The 16,482-nt window shown below is 67.6% G+C and carries 15 protein-coding genes and 1 pseudogene; 8 read left to right on the plus strand and 8 right to left on the minus strand.

The genetic code is table 11. From position 1 onward, the window contains the following. Positions 1-130 precede the first annotated feature (130 nt). Positions 131-1,270 carry an ABC transporter ATP-binding protein gene (locus tag ABY42_RS02585; protein WP_050458646.1) on the plus strand — a complete coding sequence of 380 codons (1,140 nt, stop codon included), beginning with the start codon at positions 131-133 and terminating at the stop codon, positions 1,268-1,270. 63 nt (positions 1,271-1,333) lie between these two features. Here ABY42_RS02585 and ABY42_RS02590 read toward each other — a convergent pair whose 3' ends face one another. Then, positions 1,334-3,340, minus strand: a complete 2,007-nt coding sequence (locus ABY42_RS02590) for a glycoside hydrolase family 15 protein (RefSeq protein WP_004973240.1) — start codon at positions 3,338-3,340, stop codon at positions 1,334-1,336. A gap of 104 nt (positions 3,341-3,444) precedes the next feature. Between ABY42_RS02590 and ABY42_RS02595 the strand changes: the two genes are divergently transcribed. The 4 genes and pseudogenes from ABY42_RS02595 to ABY42_RS02610 all read left to right on the plus strand — a co-directional run. Continuing rightward, positions 3,445-5,628, plus strand: a complete 2,184-nt coding sequence (locus ABY42_RS02595; protein ID WP_050458647.1) for an alpha-amylase family glycosyl hydrolase — start codon at positions 3,445-3,447, stop codon at positions 5,626-5,628. Positions 5,629-5,633: 5 nt separating this feature from the next. Further along, entirely contained in the window at positions 5,634-6,704 is a 1,071-nt protein-coding gene (locus ABY42_RS02600) for a TrmB family transcriptional regulator (protein ID WP_193492945.1), read from the plus strand. A gap of 108 nt (positions 6,705-6,812) precedes the next feature. Continuing rightward, entirely contained in the window at positions 6,813-7,661 is an 849-nt protein-coding gene (locus ABY42_RS02605; RefSeq protein WP_050458649.1) for a YihY/virulence factor BrkB family protein, read from the plus strand. Between the two features lie 148 nt (positions 7,662-7,809). Next, a pseudogene (locus ABY42_RS02610) lies at positions 7,810-8,336 on the plus strand (zinc ribbon domain-containing protein); the annotation flags it as partial. Positions 8,337-8,385: 49 nt separating this feature from the next. Here the strand turns inward: ABY42_RS02610 and ABY42_RS02615 are convergent. Further along, on the minus strand, positions 8,386-8,589 hold the full coding sequence (locus tag ABY42_RS02615) for a DUF1328 domain-containing protein (protein ID WP_004973225.1): 204 nt from the start codon (positions 8,587-8,589) through the stop codon (positions 8,386-8,388). 215 nt (positions 8,590-8,804) lie between these two features. Continuing rightward, entirely contained in the window at positions 8,805-9,005 is a 201-nt protein-coding gene (locus ABY42_RS02620; protein ID WP_147299476.1) for a hypothetical protein, read from the minus strand. A 95-nt stretch (positions 9,006-9,100) separates the two neighbouring features. On the opposite strand from ABY42_RS02620, the gene ABY42_RS02625 reads away from it, so the two are divergent. Next, positions 9,101-9,769 carry a helix-turn-helix domain-containing protein gene (locus tag ABY42_RS02625; RefSeq protein WP_050458650.1) on the plus strand — a complete coding sequence of 223 codons (669 nt, stop codon included), beginning with the start codon at positions 9,101-9,103 and terminating at the stop codon, positions 9,767-9,769. Between the two features lie 127 nt (positions 9,770-9,896). Here ABY42_RS02625 and ABY42_RS02630 read toward each other — a convergent pair whose 3' ends face one another. The 5 genes from ABY42_RS02630 to ABY42_RS02650 all read right to left on the minus strand — a co-directional run bounded on the left by ABY42_RS02630 (position 9,897) and on the right by ABY42_RS02650 (position 14,528). Continuing rightward, positions 9,897-10,805 (minus strand): serine/threonine-protein kinase RIO2, encoded by a 909-nt coding sequence (locus tag ABY42_RS02630; RefSeq protein ID WP_004973221.1) that lies wholly within the window; start codon positions 10,803-10,805, stop codon positions 9,897-9,899. Between the two features lie 214 nt (positions 10,806-11,019). Continuing rightward, complete coding sequence (locus tag ABY42_RS02635) at positions 11,020-11,781, minus strand: MBL fold metallo-hydrolase (RefSeq protein WP_050458651.1); 762 nt, start codon at positions 11,779-11,781, stop codon at positions 11,020-11,022. Between the two features lie 79 nt (positions 11,782-11,860). Continuing rightward, complete coding sequence (locus ABY42_RS02640; protein ID WP_050458652.1) at positions 11,861-12,628, minus strand: helix-turn-helix domain-containing protein; 768 nt, start codon at positions 12,626-12,628, stop codon at positions 11,861-11,863. A 145-nt stretch (positions 12,629-12,773) separates the two neighbouring features. Continuing rightward, positions 12,774-13,829 (minus strand): sensor histidine kinase, encoded by a 1,056-nt coding sequence (locus ABY42_RS02645; RefSeq protein ID WP_050458653.1) that lies wholly within the window; start codon positions 13,827-13,829, stop codon positions 12,774-12,776. Between the two features lie 48 nt (positions 13,830-13,877). Then, positions 13,878-14,528 carry a VOC family protein gene (locus ABY42_RS02650; protein ID WP_050458654.1) on the minus strand — a complete coding sequence of 217 codons (651 nt, stop codon included), beginning with the start codon at positions 14,526-14,528 and terminating at the stop codon, positions 13,878-13,880. A gap of 168 nt (positions 14,529-14,696) precedes the next feature. Here ABY42_RS02650 and ABY42_RS02655 point away from each other — a divergent pair, with 168 nt between their 5' ends. Next, positions 14,697-15,524: a lipoate--protein ligase family protein gene (locus ABY42_RS02655; RefSeq protein ID WP_050458655.1), complete on the plus strand. Its 828-nt coding sequence runs from the start codon at positions 14,697-14,699 to the stop codon at positions 15,522-15,524. A 75-nt stretch (positions 15,525-15,599) separates the two neighbouring features. Further along, positions 15,600-16,481: a deoxyribonuclease IV gene (locus ABY42_RS02660; protein WP_050458656.1), complete on the plus strand. Its 882-nt coding sequence runs from the start codon at positions 15,600-15,602 to the stop codon at positions 16,479-16,481. The last annotated feature ends 1 nt before the right edge of the window (position 16,482 follow it).

Raw genomic sequence — 16,482 nt, forward strand, 5'->3', positions numbered from 1 at the left:
CGATTCGCGATATGTGGTGTAGAGGCTTTCAGTAAGCCGAAAACAAGCGATAAAATATAATACGAACTATTGCATCACAAATTCAGAAAATAGGAAAACGATTATGGACGATGGGGCTAGACAGGGAGTAATGGCACGTCTCACGCTCGAAGCGCTTCGCAAGGAGTACGACCGGGGTCGCGTCGTCGCCGTCGAGGACCTCTCGCTCGACGTCGAGGACGGCGAGTTCATCACCGTCGTCGGCCCCTCGGGTTGCGGGAAGTCGACGACGCTCCGCATGGTCGCGGGGCTGGAATCGCCCTCCGGCGGCACGATTCGAATCGGCGACGAGGACGTCACGGACCAGCACGCCCGCAAGCGCGACGTGGCGATGGTGTTCCAGAACTACGCGCTGTACCCGCACAAGACCGTCATGCAGAACATGGCGTTCGGCCTGCGGATGAGCACCGACCTCTCGAAGGACGAGCGCCGCGAGCGCGTCCGCGAGACGGCGTCGATGATGGGCATCGAGGACCTCCTCGACGACAAGCCCGACGAGCTTTCCGGCGGGCAGAAACAGCGCGTCGCGCTCGGCCGCGCCATCGTCCGCGAACCCGACGTGTTCCTGTTCGACGAGCCGCTTTCGAACCTCGACGCGAAGCTCCGCACCACGATGCGGACCGAGATTCAGCGCCTCCAGAACGAGCTCGGCATCACCTCGCTGTACGTCACCCACGACCAGGAGGAGGCGATGACGATGGGCGACAAAATCGTCATCCTCAACGACGGGAAACTCCAGCAGGTCGGCCGCCCGAAGGACGTGTACGAGAACCCCGCCAACGAGTTCGTCGGCGGCTTCGTCGGCTCGCCCTCGATGAACTTCCTCGACGTGTCGGTCGAACGCGAGGGCGACCGTCTCGTCCTCGTCGGCGACGGGGCGTTCTCCTACCGCCTGTCCGAATCGTTCTCGGCGACGCTCCGCGAGGCCACCGACGCGACCGACCTCCGAGTCGGCGTCCGCCCGGAGGACGTGGTGACGGCCTCGTCCGGCGAGAACGTCGTCGACTCGACGGTCGGCGTCGTCGAGCCCATCGGCTCGGACAACTACCTCCACCTCGACATCGGCCCCGACTTCATCGCCCGCGTCGACTCGGACGTCGAACCCGAGACGGGCGAGACGGTCGGCGTCACCTTCGACGAGTCGGACCTCCACGTCTTCCACCCGCGGACCGGCGAGTCGCTCCTCTACCGCGAGTCCAAGCGGCGCGCGGCCCCGACGCAGCAGGCGTGAAGAAGTAGTTCGCTGTTTTCTCGCGGCGGTCCCTCGCTGTTCGACAGCCGCGTCGCCGCCGACTCACTCCCCGTCGAAGGCGTCGTCGGCGTCGAGCGTCGCCAGCGTCGCCAGCCGGAGCGCGTGCGGCCAGCCGAGCGGCGTCGCGCTGTCGGGCGTGCCGTCGTCGAAGAACTGCTCCGCGAGGTAGCCCTCGTCGGTGCACAGCGGGCCGTCGGGGAGGACGAGGTCAAGGAGCGCCCGGCCCTCGTCGGCGAACTCCCCGGCCCGGTCGTCGCCGTGTTCGGCCAGCAGGGCGGCGAGCTCGACGCCGGCGTTCGCGCCCCACGCGGTCGAGACGGTCCAAATCTTCTCGGAGGACTGCTCGCGCATCCGCCAGTCGTCGCCCTCGAAGCGGACGAGTCCCTTCACGTCGCTGTCGTCGGGGTCGTGCCAGAGGCCGTCGAAGACGGACTCGACGTGGCGGACGAGCCGGTCCAGCCGGTCGTCGTCGACGCCGTCGAGTCGGTCGTAGGTCCGGTGGGCCGACGCGAGCGCGAGCGCGGCGGAGTCGTAGCGGTCGTCGAGTTCGCCGTCGGCGACGCGGAGGGCGTAACAGCCGCGGCCCTCGCTCCAGAGGTGGTCGATGCCCTCGTACACCTCGCGGGCGCGCTCTGCGGCCCGGTCGGTCAGCGCCGAGTCGAGGTCAGACAGCGCGAGTTCGGCGTAGGCCTCGAGGAACGTCGCCGCGGTGTGGCTGAACCGGCCGGTCATGTTCTCCCACGCGTTCTGGCAGTCGACGGGGAGGCCGTCGTCGCCGAGGGTGTCGTCGAGGCTGTCGAGCGCGCTCGCCAGCGTCTCTTCGATGTCGGCGCGGAGGTCGTCGTCGGCACAGCGGTCGTGGTAGGCCGCGAGGAAGGCGATGACGCTCCCGGTCTGGTCGGCCTGATAGTCCGCGTCGTCGCCGGATTCGAGGCGGGCGTTCGCCCAGCCGGGCGCGAGCGAGCCGTCGAAGGGCCAGACGCGGTGGGGCCACGAGCCGTCCTCGCGCTGGGTTCGGCAGTAGGCGCGGGCGCTCCGCTCGTGCCACGCGTCGAGGCCGAGATCGAGCCGCTCGTCGGACTCGAAGAGGAACGTCGAGATTTCGGCGTCGTCACGGAACCACGTGTAGCCGTAGCCGCCGGAGTAGGCGTAGTAGGGGTCGAAGTCGGGGCCGGCGATGCGGAGGCCGAGCGCCCCGGACAGAAGCGAGAGCACGCGGATGTCAGCGCGCATCGCGGCCGATTCGCGGTGGTCGGGAACCGCGCCTTCGACCTGTCCCGCGGTGCGCTCGCGGAGGTCGTCGAGGTCGCGGGCGACGAGGTCGCGAACGCGGTCCAGCGCGTCCTCCCGGCTCGTCTCGGTGTCGTCGGTGAGCAGGTGGCCGACGGCGGCCGCGCCCGCCTCGAACGGGACGGTCCCGACGACCGCGCCGCTCAGTTGGCCCTCCTCGTAGCAGTCGTCGGTGCGGGGGCGCGGCAGTTCGACCTCGCCCTCCGAGAGCAGTTCGTCGAAGCCCTCGGGCACGCGCCCCTCGACGTGTTCGAACGCCGGCGACGACGCGAGGAAGTCGTGTTCCTCGGCGTGGTAGGCCTCGACGGCGTCGCCGTGGGTCAGTTGCCCGACGAGCGTGTCGCGGCCGTCCGGCTGGAAGTGGACGAAGGCGACGAGTTCCACGTCGGCGTCGGTCTCGAACCGGCTGACGTGGCCGTCGCCGACCGCGAGGTCGTACTGCGTCACGCCGCCGTGGGGCGTCTCGTGTTCGGTGACGACGAGCGCGCCGTCGCCCGCGTACGACTGGCTCGCGCCCTCGTCGAACCAGTGGACGCCGGATTCGTCGCCGACGGGGCGGACGCCGAACCGGGAGCGCTCGACCCCCCAGAGCCCGGACAACGGGTAGCCGAAGTCGCGGAGCGAGCCGTCGGTCTCGACGTGGACTAACCGGCTTCCGAGGCCCGAAAACAGGCCGCTCGTCGTCCGTCGCTCGCCCGGGAACCGAGTCGGGTGGTCTGCGTGCCGCTTGTAGTCGGCCAGCGCGTCGCGTAGTTGCATTGCTGAGTCGTGGGACCCCCGCAGATAATAATCTTGGTGTAATGTTCCTTCAAACTTTCATGCCGTTTCGAAACGGTAAGGGCCCCCCTCCCCGGAGAGGTGGTATGCATCACCCCGGTCCGCCGCGAGTCACGACGGTCGGCCGCCCCGTCGAACTCGCCCCGAGAGCCCCGGAACGAGACGCAACGTACCGCTGGCGCGTGCTCGACGCGCCCGAAGAGAGCGCCGTCGCGGTCGGCTCCGGGCCGGTCGCCCACCTCGCCCCCGACGTTCCCGGCACGTACCGTCTCGAACTCGACGCGCCCGACGGCCGCCACGAACAGACCGTTCGCGCCTTCCCCGACGACCGCCGCCCGGCGACGATGGCGGTCCCCGCGGCCGACCTCGAACCCGCGTCGCCCGACGAGGTGTCCGTCATCGGGCCGTTCAACGACCGCCTCGTCGGCCGCGACCGCCCGCGCCGCGTCGGCGACGACTACGCCCTCGACGTGGATCTCCCGCCGGGCACGCACCCGTTCGGGTTCGCCCCGCACGACGACCTCGCGGAGCAGGTCCGCGGCGAAGTCGAGGTTCCCGGACCGGGCCGCCCGCGGGTTCGACTCGACGCGCGGGCCGAACAGGGAGACTGCGACGAACTGGTCGTCGTCGCGGACGCGGAATCCGCGCCCGACGCCGAGGAGGCGACTCTCTCGGTCGAGTTCCTGTTCGACGGCCGCGACGCGCTCGAACCGGGCGACTGCGAGGTCGATGGCGACAGCCTGCGCGTCCCGGTCGAAACGCTCCGCGAGTTCGACTCGTCGGAGCCGGTCCGCGTCCACGCCGTCGCGGTCCAGACGACGACCGAGTCGGGCGAGTCGTCCGTCCGGCACTCGGTTCTCGACACGCTGGTCGTGGAGTCCGGAGGTGCGGGTGACGAAACCGGTTCCGGCCTCGCCGGCCTCGCCGTCTCGCGTCCCGGCGACGCGCCCGAGTGGGCGCATCACGCGACCGTCTACGAGGTGTTCGTCCGGTCGTTCGTCGGCGAGACGCCCGACCCGACGTTCGACGAACTCGCCCGGCGGGTTCCCTACCTCGAATCGCTCGGCGTCGACTGCCTGTGGCTCACGCCGATACTGGAGAGCCACACGACCCACGGCTACCACGTCACCGACTACTTCGAGACCGCCTCGGACCTCGGCACGCGCGGCGACTTCGAGGCGCTCGTCGACCGCTGTCACGACGCCGGCATCCGCGTCGTCTTCGACCTCGTCATCAACCACACGTCGCGGGACCACCCGGCCTTCCAGTTCCACTCGACCGGCGTCCCCGGCTACGAGGACCACTACGCCCGCGTCCCCGAGCGCGAGGACCCCTCCGAGGTCGACTGGGGCGGCCCCGGCGCGGCGGAACACTACTTCAACTGGACGCGCATCCCGAACCTCAACTACGACTCGCCCGCGGTCCGGTCGTGGATGCTCGACGTGGTCTCCGAGTGGGCGGCGGTCGTCGACGGCTTCCGCTGCGACGTCGCGTGGGGCGTCCCCCACGGCTTCTGGAAGGAGGTCCGCGAGCGGGTGAAGGCCGACGACCCCGACTTCCTGCTCCTCGACGAGACCATCCCGCGGGACCCCGCGTACCACGAGACCGAGTTCGACGCCCACTACGACACGACGCTGTACGGGTCGCTCCGCGACGTCGGCGCGGGCGAGAAACCGGCGACGGCCGTCCTCGACGCGGTCGCAGACGCCCGCTGGCACGGCTTCCCCGACGACGCCGTGCAACTCCGGTACATCGAGAACCACGACGAGGAGCGCTACCGGAGCGAAGTCGGTGAGGACGCGCTCCGGGCGGCCGCGGCCGCGACGTTCACGCTCCCCGGCGCGCCGATGATTTACTACGGCCAAGAGACCGGCGTCGAAGCCCAGCGCGGGACGATGCGCTGGTACGACGCCGACACCGACCTCGTGGAGTTCCACCGGCGGCTCTCCCGTCTCCGCGACGCCCACGAAGTCCTCCGCGTCGGCGACGTCGAACCCGTCCCCGCCAGCGTCGCTCCCGCCGGAAACGGCGGCGTCGAGTCCGACCGCGTGGTCGCGTTCGCCCGCGACGACGGCACCGACCGGCTCGTCGTCGTCCTGAACTTCGACGGGGAGCCGACGACCGTCGAACTCGGCGCGGAAGTCGAGGGGACCGACCTCCTGACGGGCGAGCGAGTCGACGCTGGCGGCGCGGCCGGGGGCGACGGGCGCGCTCGCGTCACCGTCGCCGACGCGGCCGTGCTCCGAGCCGCCGGCGATTCGAGCCATTAAGTATCATGGTCGATGACAGTCCGACCATGGACGACCGGGAACTCGCCGACCTCCTCGAGCAGTTCGGGCTCTCAGAGAAGGTCGTCGACACGTACCTGACGCTGCTCGAACTCGGGGAGGCGAAGGCGAGCCAGATTGCCGACGCGGCGGGCGTCTCCAAGCGCTACGTCTACAGCGTGAGCAAGGAACTGGAATCGCGCGGGTTCGTGGAGGTCAACGACCACGTCGTGCCGACGACGATTCGGCCCCTCCCGCCGATGGAGGTCATCGAGTCGCTCTCCGAGAGCGTCGAGTCCATGCGCCCCGCGCTGGAGGAACGCTACACGGCCACCGCCCGCGACCAAGAGCGCTTCGAGGTCATCAAGTCCCGCGTGACGGTGCTCAAGCGCATCGCCGAACTCGTCGGCCGCGCCGAGTCCGAAATCACGCTGTCGCTTCCCTACGACGTGCTCGACGAGGTCGAAGACGAGCTTCGGGCGGCCCGCGAGCGCGGCGTGCTCGTCTCGCTCGTCGTCAGCGGCGTCGAACCGCACGACGACCTCGCGCTCGACGGCGTGGCCTCGCTGGTGCGCGTCTGGCACGAACTCATGCCCACGATGCTCACCGTCGACTCGCGAACGGGGCTCATCTCCCCCGGCGAGATGGTCGCCCGGTCGAACTCCGAGTCGCAGGCCATCGTCTTCGCCCAACCGCACCTCGGCCCGGTCATCGTCGGCTCCTTCTTCGGGAACTACTGGCCGATGGCCGCCGAGGCGTACACGACAGACCCCGACCCGCTCCCGGCGACGTACCACAACTTCCGCCACGCCGTCCTGCAGGCGGCGCTCTGCGAGCGCGCGGGCATCGACCTCGACGTGACCGTCACCGGGCGGATGGTCCACACCGACGGCCCGACCGAACTCCACGGCCGCGTGGTCGACATCCGGCAGGGGCTCCTCGAACCCGCGAACAACTCCTTCCCGGTCGAGAACGCCTTCGTCGTCGAGACGGACGAGGGGACCTACAGCATCGGCGGACAGGGCGCGTTCGTCGAGGACTTCGAGGCCGACGCGGTCGAGTTCACCGCGACCGAGTAGCCTGCCTGACCCCGTTCCTGTTCCTTCGAGACCGCCCGCATCGCCGCCCGCGTGGTACGTTCGCGGACCCGCCACCGAATTATTACGTGGGCCTCGCGTTGGACGCTCATGGACCGCGACGGAGCCCGCCGCCTCGCCGCGCGGACGCTCGCCGTCATCCGCGAGAAGAACGTCACGGTGACGGCCGCGAGTCTCGCGTACTACGCGTTCAACTCGCTCGTCCCGCTGACGCTCCTGCTTTTCGTCCTCGTCACGACGTACGGCCGCGTCGAAGCCTTGCTCCCCACGTTCGAACTGCTCGTCGGCGTCGACCTCTCGCAGTTCGAACCGACGCTCAGAGCGGTGAGCGGGAACTCGGCCGGGCGAGTACGCGCCGCGGCGCTCGCCCTCGGTATCTTTCTCTGGAGTTCGCTCCGGCTGTTTCGCGGGATGGACAGCGTCTTCAGCGAGGTGTACGGCACGCGGAAAGAGGTCTCGGCGCTCAGGCGATTCCTCAACAGCGTCCTCGTCATGGCGACGGTCGCGGTCGGCGTCGGCGTCATCGCCGCCGCCGGTCTCGTCGTCTCCTTCCGCGTGACACAACTGCTGTGGTCGGTCGTCGCGCCGGTTCTCCTGTGGGCGCTGCTCACCGTGCTTTTCGTTCCGATGTACGCGCTGTTTCCGGGCGTCGACGTCTCTCCACTGGAACCGGTCCCGGGGGCGGCGCTCGCGGCGCTCGGGTGGACGGCGTCGCTCCAGGCGCTCCGCCTCTACTTCGGCGTCTCTCAGAGCATCGAACTCTACGGTGCCGCGGGCGGGGTCTTGCTCATCCTGACGTGGCTGTACGTCGGCTCGCTGGCCCTGCTCGTCGGCGTCGTCGTCAACGCGGTGCTGGCGAACCGGGTCGATGCCGACGCCGACTGGTACCCCGGCGACGAGGCGGCGGGTGACGAGACGACGGGTGACGAGCGAGGCTGACGGTGGCGCGTCGCCGCGAAAAAGCGTTCAGCGTCCCCTACCTGAATCGAGGAGAGAGTCCCGCCGTTCACGGCGGGCGTGAATCCGACAACAGGGACACAACCGCCGACAATGCTCAGTCCGGGGTATCCAAATCCTTCGCCGCGTGGAGCAACTTGTCCGTGACCTCATCGAAAGGTTGCACGGCGAAGGCGTTTCGACGGTGTACGTCGGGGCGTTGACGGACGTACTCGATACGCACTGGTCGGTGGAGACGAACGCCAAGACGCACAACGTCTGGGCGTTCCGCGCGTTCATCAACCGCCTCGCCTGTACCGCCGAGGAGTATGGTATCTCGGTGGAGGTTCGTTCGGAAGCATGGACCTCTCAAGAGTGTCCGAACTGCGTTCAACAGATCGGACGACACGCCACCGCGACACGCTGACGTGCCCGTGCGGTTTCGAGGGCCACGCAGACCTCACAGCGTCCGAAACGTTCCTGAGACGTCATCAGAACTCAGAACGTTCTGATTGGCGAACGAGACACGGTGTGTCTCGTCAACGGCAGACCGACGTAGCACGGCCGATGGCACGGCCCGTGTGCCTCAAGTGGAACGACCACGACTGGTCAGAGTCACCACGCTCTTGTTCCAACGAGGAGCGCACGAACCCGCAAGTTGCCTCCGTGGGTTGGTAAGCGATACCCCCAGCGAGAGGAAACCCCGGCGTTCGCGCCGGGGAGGATGTCATAGGAGGAACGTGACGACGGCCAGCACGAGGAAGATGACGACGAGGATGCGCGCGACTTTCATCGAGAGCCCCGCGATTCCACGGAAGCCGGCGAGCCCGGCGACGAGGGCCAAGACGAGGAACACGACGGCGTAGTAGAGGAACCCGCCGCCGCCCTGCAGCGGCGTGAGCGCGGCGACTCCGAGCGCCGAGAGCGTCATCGTCCGGCGGTGGGCCGCGTGCCCCCGCGTTTCACCTCCCGCACGTGTGCGACGGGTTTCGGCGGCTTCGGAGCGCGAGCGTCCCCGGTCTCATCGGCGTGAACTGTGTGTCTCATCGCGTTCGTGATTGCCACCCGCACACAATGAGGTCGGCCCCTGCATTGGCAAGGTTCGGTCCGTCGCGGGGGCCTGATTCGCCGACGCCGACCCCCGAGTTAGCGACGGTTCAACGCTTCGGCGGCGAGTTGCGCCGCGAATCCGGCGCTACTCCACCGGAGCGAGAGCGCTCCGGCAGCCAGAAACAGCACTCCCTGTTTGGTTCGGCCCTTCGCCAGCGCCCTGAACCCCGCGACGGCCGAGGTCAACACGCTCAGCGTTCTCGTCCACTTCGAATCCAGCAGTTGGCGTCCAATCACGTTCTGAACGAGCATCCGAAGCAGTGTAACCGGCGGGCCTGCGTGTGCCCCGGGCCGCCCGCAGACAAATGTACCACGCTCGCCTATCCACCGCCATGGCAACTATCGTACGGGGCGCGATTCCGTCCGAAGAATTCGCGTTAGGTCACACGCTCTCCGCGCTTCCGGGCGTCGAAATCGAGTGCGAGCGTATCATCGAGAGCGGCGAACAAACCGTGATGCCTTTGGTGTGGATTCGTCACGCCGACCGCTCGGACATCGACGACGCCCTGCGAGAAGACCCGTCGGTCGACGAAGTCACCTGTCTCTCGGAGTTCGACGACGAATATCTCTACCGGATGGCGTGGGTCGACCACGTTCACCTGCTCCTGCAGATGATAACGAACTCTCACGCGACGATTCTCGACGCGTACGGTTGGGGCGACGAGTGGCAGTTCCGCGTACTCTACCCGGCTCGCGACGACTTCGCGCGGACGCACGACTTCGCGGAGGAACACGGACTGCGATTCGAAATCGAGTCGATTCGAGAGATGGACGCCGAACCGGCCGGACGGTACGGTCTCACCGAAAGCCAGTTCGAGGCGCTCGTGACGGCGGCCCGAGAGGGCTACTTCGAAGTGCCCCGGCGAATCTCGCTCTCCGAACTGGCCGACAAGATGGGCGTCTCTCACCAGTCGCTCTCCGAGCGAATCAGGCGGGGAACGGATGCGCTCGTCGAAGACTCCTTGCTCATCGGGTCGGTCCCGGACGACTTCCGGGACTGAGACGCCGGATTCGGGATTTCATATCGCGGTATGTGATTTATCCTCTCGTCGAGCGGCCCCTCGGCGAGCGAGAGCGGTAGCTGACGCTCGCAACGGGTGACACGCGGAGTCGCCGAGCGAAAGGCCGTCAGGCGTGGGTGGTGACGCTCTCGAACTCGTTTTCGGCGATGGCGGCCGACAGCGCGTCGATATCCACGTCGTCGGGCATCTCGGCGGGGTACTTGCGGCGGAAGTAGCCGACGATGTTCTTCGCGTCGCGCGCGAGGAGTTCGCGGGCGTTGTCGTGGTCGGTCGGGACGGCCTGCGGCCAGTCGAAGACCGTGATGCCGCGCTCGCCGACCGCGACGTTGTACTCGGACATGTCGGCGTGGACGTAGCCGGCCTCGTAGGCCTCGGCCATCTCGGAGAGAATCAGGTCGAGGACGCCCGTCACCTGCTCGGATTCGAGCTTCGCCTTGGCGAGTTCGACGCCGTCGAGTTTCGCCATGATGATCGCGTGGCGGTTGTGGTCGACGGGGCGCGGGACCGACACCTGCGGAAAGAGGGTTTCGAGCGCCTCGTACTCGCGTTCGGCCGCCTTGCGGGCGGTGTAGAGCCACGAGACGTGGTGGTTCTCGGAGGTGTAGTCGCGCTCGCGGCGCACCTCGCGGAAGTTGGTGTACCCCTCGCGGTGGAACTTGAGCGCGAGCGGCTTGAACGACTGCACCTCGAACACGTCGCTTTCCTTGCCGACGCCGAGGGGCGCGCCGAACCCCTGAATGGTGTCTCGTTGGGCGAACGTCCGGAGGGCGAGCGCGTCGTACCCCTCGACCGTGAGCTTGTACCCCTCGTACTGGATGGTCTTGCGCTCGATGAGCTCGCGGGTCATACAGCGGTCGATGCGGTAGTCGACCTCTTCGGCGGTCAGCCCCGAGTTCTTCGGGAGCTTCTCCCGGTTGACCCACTCGCTGAAGCGCATGCCCTGCTCGACGCCCGAGAGGAGGTAGAAGTCCTCGGGCTCGAGTTCGGCCATGACGCCGGCGACGTTCCGTACCATGCACGTCCGTCCGTCGGCGAGGCGTAAAAGGCCCGCGAGTCGGCGAATGTCGCCCGTGATAAATTGCATGTGACGATACGAAATCGGGCGTGCCGACTCACGCAGTTTCGGAGGATGGTGTGGGGGTCGGCGTCCCCGTCAGAGCTGACCGAAAGAGTTGCTACGCACAGTGCCTACCTACCGTTCGTACCGGAGTCGCCCCGTGGAACTGCCGTTACAGAGATACCTGCTCACCGTCTTCGGGGACGAGGACGTTCTCGGTCTCCGCTCGCAGTTCCTCACGGGAGAGCAGACAGTGGTTGATGGCTTCCATATGGACAACTGCCACGGTCGCATCCGTGGCCTCCCGGACGGCCGCGATGTCTTCGACGCCCATCGTGATTGGTTCACCCTGGTCGAACTGTGCTTCCCCACCGTTGAGGACGACCATCTCAGGTTCGAACCGGTCGAGCGTTTCCGCTACTGGGTCGTACCAGATGGTGTCCCCGGCGATGTACAGCGACTTCTCGCCCTCAAAGACGAACCCGGAGACAGGGCCCATCCCCTCGGCGAGTTCGCCGTGGCCGTGCTGTCCCGGCGTCCGGTAGATCGTCACCCCGTCGAACGACGTCTCGTCCTCGACGGGTCGCACGTCGGTGAAGCCCTCGTCGCTGAACGCGTCTGCGTCCTCGAGTTGGCAGAACAGCGGCACGTCCGCATCGAGTTTCTCTCTGGCTGCCTCGTCCCAGTGGTCGGGGTGGCGATGCGTGACGACCACGGCGTCGTAGTCGAGTTCGACGTCCGGGAGCGGCACCAACGGATTTCGCTTCTGGTTCGCCGTCGTGAGGAACTCGGGCACCGCCGGATTGTCCGTCACCGTCGGCATCTCGCCCTGCGGCGTGAACATGGGGTCAACGAGGAACGTGGTGTCATCGACCGTCGCAATCACCGTCGCGTTTCGCACGAGTCGTACGCGAATCTCGGAGTCGTTTGTCATACGTACCTCGCTTGGGGAGTTGACCGGTTACGATTTGTTCTGAAATATTCCAACTCCCTCGACTCGGGCGTGGTGGCAACTACTCGATGAACTCAACGTCCCCGAGGTCGAGGGACGTGTCGATATCGACGGTCATCGAGTCGGCGGCGAACTGTTCGGCAAGCCACGCCTCGGCTCGGTTGAGTCGGTACTGGAGCGTGGAGCTCGGCACGTCGATCTCCTCGGCGATCTCGCTAACCGAGGCCTTCCGAGGTTCTTCGTAGTAGCCGCGAGTGAGCGCGGCTTCCAGTGCTGTCTTTTGCGCTGTCGTAAGGTCGTGCTGTGTCCGTCCATCTTCGAGCAGACAGGGGGGTTCGCCGAGTCGTTCGACCGTCAGCGAAAGTCCGTCGCGGAGATTCGCTCGAACGTCGTCGTGTAAGGTTCCGAGCGAGCCGTCGACGAGGAGGTGCCAGCGGAACTGGTCGCCGTGGCGTTCCGACCGCATTATCACTCCCTCACCGAGGTGGTTCGCGGCGGCGATCGGCAGTGACCGCGGGCCGTCACCTTCCCGCTGGAGCGAGTAGATTTTCCGCGATTCCGGGTTCGACGAGAGCATCTCGCACCTGTACTCGGTGACCGGTGCGCCGCACATCCCGACCAAACTCGACTCTTGGGCGACCCGTTCGAGGCGCTCGTCGTACTCGTCGAGGACGGACGGTGTGCCGATGAGCTTCTCGATGCCCCATACCGCCTCGCTGGTCGCTTGCACCTGCATCGACCGCGCGTACAAATCGGGAGACTCGATGAAGACGTCCATCAGTGGGTCGACCCCTCGCTCGTACTCGATGGTAAACACGACCTCGCGCATTATTGGATAATTCCGCTCGGTGGGTATAACCGCTCGGCTCCTATCCCAGAAACGCGCTCCTGATTGGGTGTCCGTCTCCGAGCGCCCGGTTCAATCGGCGAAACCGCGCGAAAATCACTATCTCCCCGCCTCTGAGGCTGTGGACTCAGGCCGCGTCGAGGTGGAACTCGACGACCGCACCCTCGCCCTCTTCGGTCGGCGGGAGTCGGAGTTCGCCGCCGTAGGCCTCCACGATCCACTTCGAGAGCCAGAGGCCCAGCCCGTTGCCGTGGGCGAGGTCGCTCTCTTCGACGTTCTGCTCGATGAGTTCGCGCTGGTGGTCGGGGATGCCCGGTCCGTCGTCGGTCACGCGCACGACGACCTCGCTTCCGACGCGCTCGTACGCGAGTTCGACCGTCGGAGTCGGGCCGGCGTGTTCGAGCGCGTTCTCGACGACCTCGCGGAAGGCGATTTTCAGCTTCTTCCCGCCGACGACTGTCGCGGGGCCGTCGCCGCTGACGGTGATGGTCGCCTCCGGGGTGGCCGCCGAGCGGTCGTCGACGAGCGATTCGAGGAGCGCGCTGAGGTCGACCGTCTCGCCTTCGGGTTCGCTGTCGACGAGTTGGGTGACGGTCTTGACCTGGTCGCTCATCGTGCCGAGGTCGTCGCCGGTCGCTTTCAGGCGCTCGCCGATGCGGACGGTCTCGTCGTCGCCGCCGTCGGTGGCGAGTTGGTCGCCCCAGCCGAGGAGCAACTGCGCGGTGTGCCGGAGGTTGTGGCGGACGAGTCGGTTGATGACCGCCGACCGCCTGTACTGTTCGGACAGCTCGCGGGTTCGAATCCGGCGCACGTCGTTGAGGCCGATGAGGACGTGCGCGACGGCGCTCACGCCGACGACCACGGCGGCGCTGAAAAGCGGTTCGCTGACCGTCCCGCCCGCGGCCCGCTGGTAGCTCCCGATGAGCGCGAGGACGAACACGGTGACGACGACGCCGAGGAGATTCCAGCCGGCGACGCGGGCGACATGGACGGTTTTGAGGTCGCTTCGGTAGACGACGGGGCCGACGGCGACGAAGAGCACCGCGATGAGGAGGCCGAAGCCCGCGGCGACGAGCCCCGCGAGGTCGGATGCGACCGAGGCGACGCTGTTCGAGACGATGGCGAACAGGGCCAGCCCGGTGAGGCTGAGCGACCCCGCGCCGACGAGACGAGAGACGTTCACGGTTCGTTGACTCTCGTGAGTGTAATAACGCTTCTCTGAAACGAGTTGTCACTCGACGTTGACGCGGTACGGAAGTCCCTCGGGGTCGAAGACGCCGTCGGCGTCGCACTGCGCAGAGACCGGGCCAACCGTCGCCTCGCTGTCGGTCGGGTACCACGCGCGGCCGACCGGCGAGACGACGAAGCGGGCGTCTCGGTCGCCGACGAACACGAGGTCGCCGCCCTCGAACGACTCCAGCGGCTCGATGCCGAGGGCCTCGGTCATCGACGCCACGAACTCCTCGACGTTCGGGACCGCCATCCCGACCTCGGTCGCGCCGCGGAGGTCGGTCGCCGGGTCGAACTCGCCCGTGGCGTCGCCGTCGTAGCAGACGTACTCGATGACGTTGCCCTCGGGGTCCTCGAAGTAGACGGAGTCGCAGCCGAGGAAGTCGAACCGGACGCTCGGCCCCCCGTCGGTGTCGAGCACGTCAACGCCCGCGCGCTCGTCTAACCACGCGACAACGGAGTCGACCGCGGCCGAGACGGTGAAGGCGAGGTGGCCGGGGTCGGCGTCGCCGAGTTCGAACCACAGGGTCGTCTCTCCGGCGGTCGCAGAGCGTTGTGACCCGGTGACCGGCGCGAACCCGAGCGTCTCGACGTAGAACTCACACAGCGAGATGGGGTCGGTCGCGGCGAGGGCGACGCGGTTGAACTTCATGGTTCCACGTCACCGCGGTGCGGTTTAATCGAATCGCTCGCGTCGGCCGCGCCGGCCGCGTCGACTGCGCCGCCGGTCGGCCGCCCGACCGGTGACCGTCGCGACGAGGCCGGACGGCTCGCGGCCGAGCGTCGAAATCGCTTTCTCCTGGATGGACGAAGCCGACGTATGAACGACTCGCAGGGGTCGATTGCCGACCGCGAGTGGCGCGTGATTCGCGAGGAGGTCCGACCGGGGCCGATGCAGATGGCGCTCGACGAGGTCGCGGGCGAGACGGCCGCCGCGGGCGGCCCCCGGACCGTCCGCGTCTACTCGTGGGAGCCGAGTTGCCTCTCGCTCGGCTACGGACAGGACCCCGAGACCGTCGATTGGGACTACTGCGAACGCGAGGGAATCGACGTGACCCGCCGACAGACGGGAGGCGGCGGCATCTACCACGACCGCCACGGCGACGTGGCCTACTCCATCGCCGCGCCGAAATCGGAGCTGCCGGGCGACCTCATGGACTGCTATCACCTCCTGTGCGAGCCGATTCTCGACGCGATTCGCGCGGTCGGCGTGGACGTGGACTTCGTCGACGACGACGTGCCCGTCATCTGGCATCCCGCCTGCTACCTGCGGGCGCTCCACCCCGCCCACGACATGGTCGCCGCGGGCCGGAAGGTCGCGGGCAACGCCCAGTACCGCCGCCGCGACGCCGTCGTCCAGCACGGCTCGCTCACCTACTCGGTGGACGCCGAGACCCACCTCGACGTGTTCGACGGCCACGACGTGACGCCCGAGGCGTTCCGCGAGCGCGTCGTCGGCATCGACGAACTCGTCGACGCCTCCCGCGAGGAGTTCGTCGCGGCGCTCACCGAGTCGCTCTCGGGGTTCGTCGACGCCGACGAGGGGTCGTGGACCGACGACGAACTCGACCGGGCGCGCGCGAAGGTCGACGAGAAGTACCGCGCTGACGACTGGGTACGCCGGCGTCCGGGGTCGCGGTCCGACTGACCGGCCGCCACCGCTCCCGTCGCCGTCGCCGCCGACTCCGAAGTCCCTTTGTTCGGGTACGCCGTCGGACTCTGCATGCACGTCGGCGCACACGTCTCGATGTCCAGTTCGAAGGTCTCCTCCGACGACGAGACCCCACCGCACGGTAACGTCGCCAACGCCGTCTTCCGGCAGGTCGCCTTCGGCGGCAACTGCGGGCAGATTTTCACCACCTCGCCGCAGGTGTGGCGCGACCCCGACATCTCCGACGAGGAGGCCGAACTGTTCCGCGAGGAGACCGCCGACGAACTGTCGGGGCCGTGGGTCATCCACTCGTCGTACCTCGTCAATCTCTGTACGCCCAAAGACGGCCTCCGACAGAAGTCGCTGGACTCGATGCAGACGGAGGTCGATATGGCCGACAAACTCGGCATCGAGTACGTGAACGTCCACCTCGGTGCCCACACCGGCGCGGGCGAACAGCAGGGCCTCGACAACGCCGTCTCCGTCCTCGACGACCTCGACATCCCCGACGGCGTCACCGTTCTCATCGAGTCCGACGCGGGGTCGGGGACGAAGATGGGCGACGACTTCGCCCACCTCGGCTACGTCCTCGAGGAGTCCGAACAGGACCTCGACGTCTGTCTCGACACGGCCCACGCGTTCGCCGCGGGCTACGACCTCTCGACGGCGGCGGGCGTCGACGAGACGTTCGAGGAACTCGACGCCGAGGTCGGTCTGGAGCACCTCAAGTGCGTCCACCTCAACGACTCGAAACACGAGTGCGGGACGAACAAGGACGAACACGCCCTCATCGGCGAGGGGCTCATCGGCGAGGCGGGCATGCGCGCGTTCATCAACCACGACGCCATCGTCGACAACGACGTGCCGCTCGTCCTGGAGACGCCCACCGAGGACGGCAAGGGCTTCGCGTGGAACATCGAGCGCGTCCGCGAACTCCGCGCCGACGCGGAGTAAG

Origin of the sequence: Haloferax gibbonsii, assembly GCF_001190965.1 — an archaeon.
Classification (GTDB): domain Archaea; phylum Halobacteriota; class Halobacteria; order Halobacteriales; family Haloferacaceae; genus Haloferax; species Haloferax gibbonsii.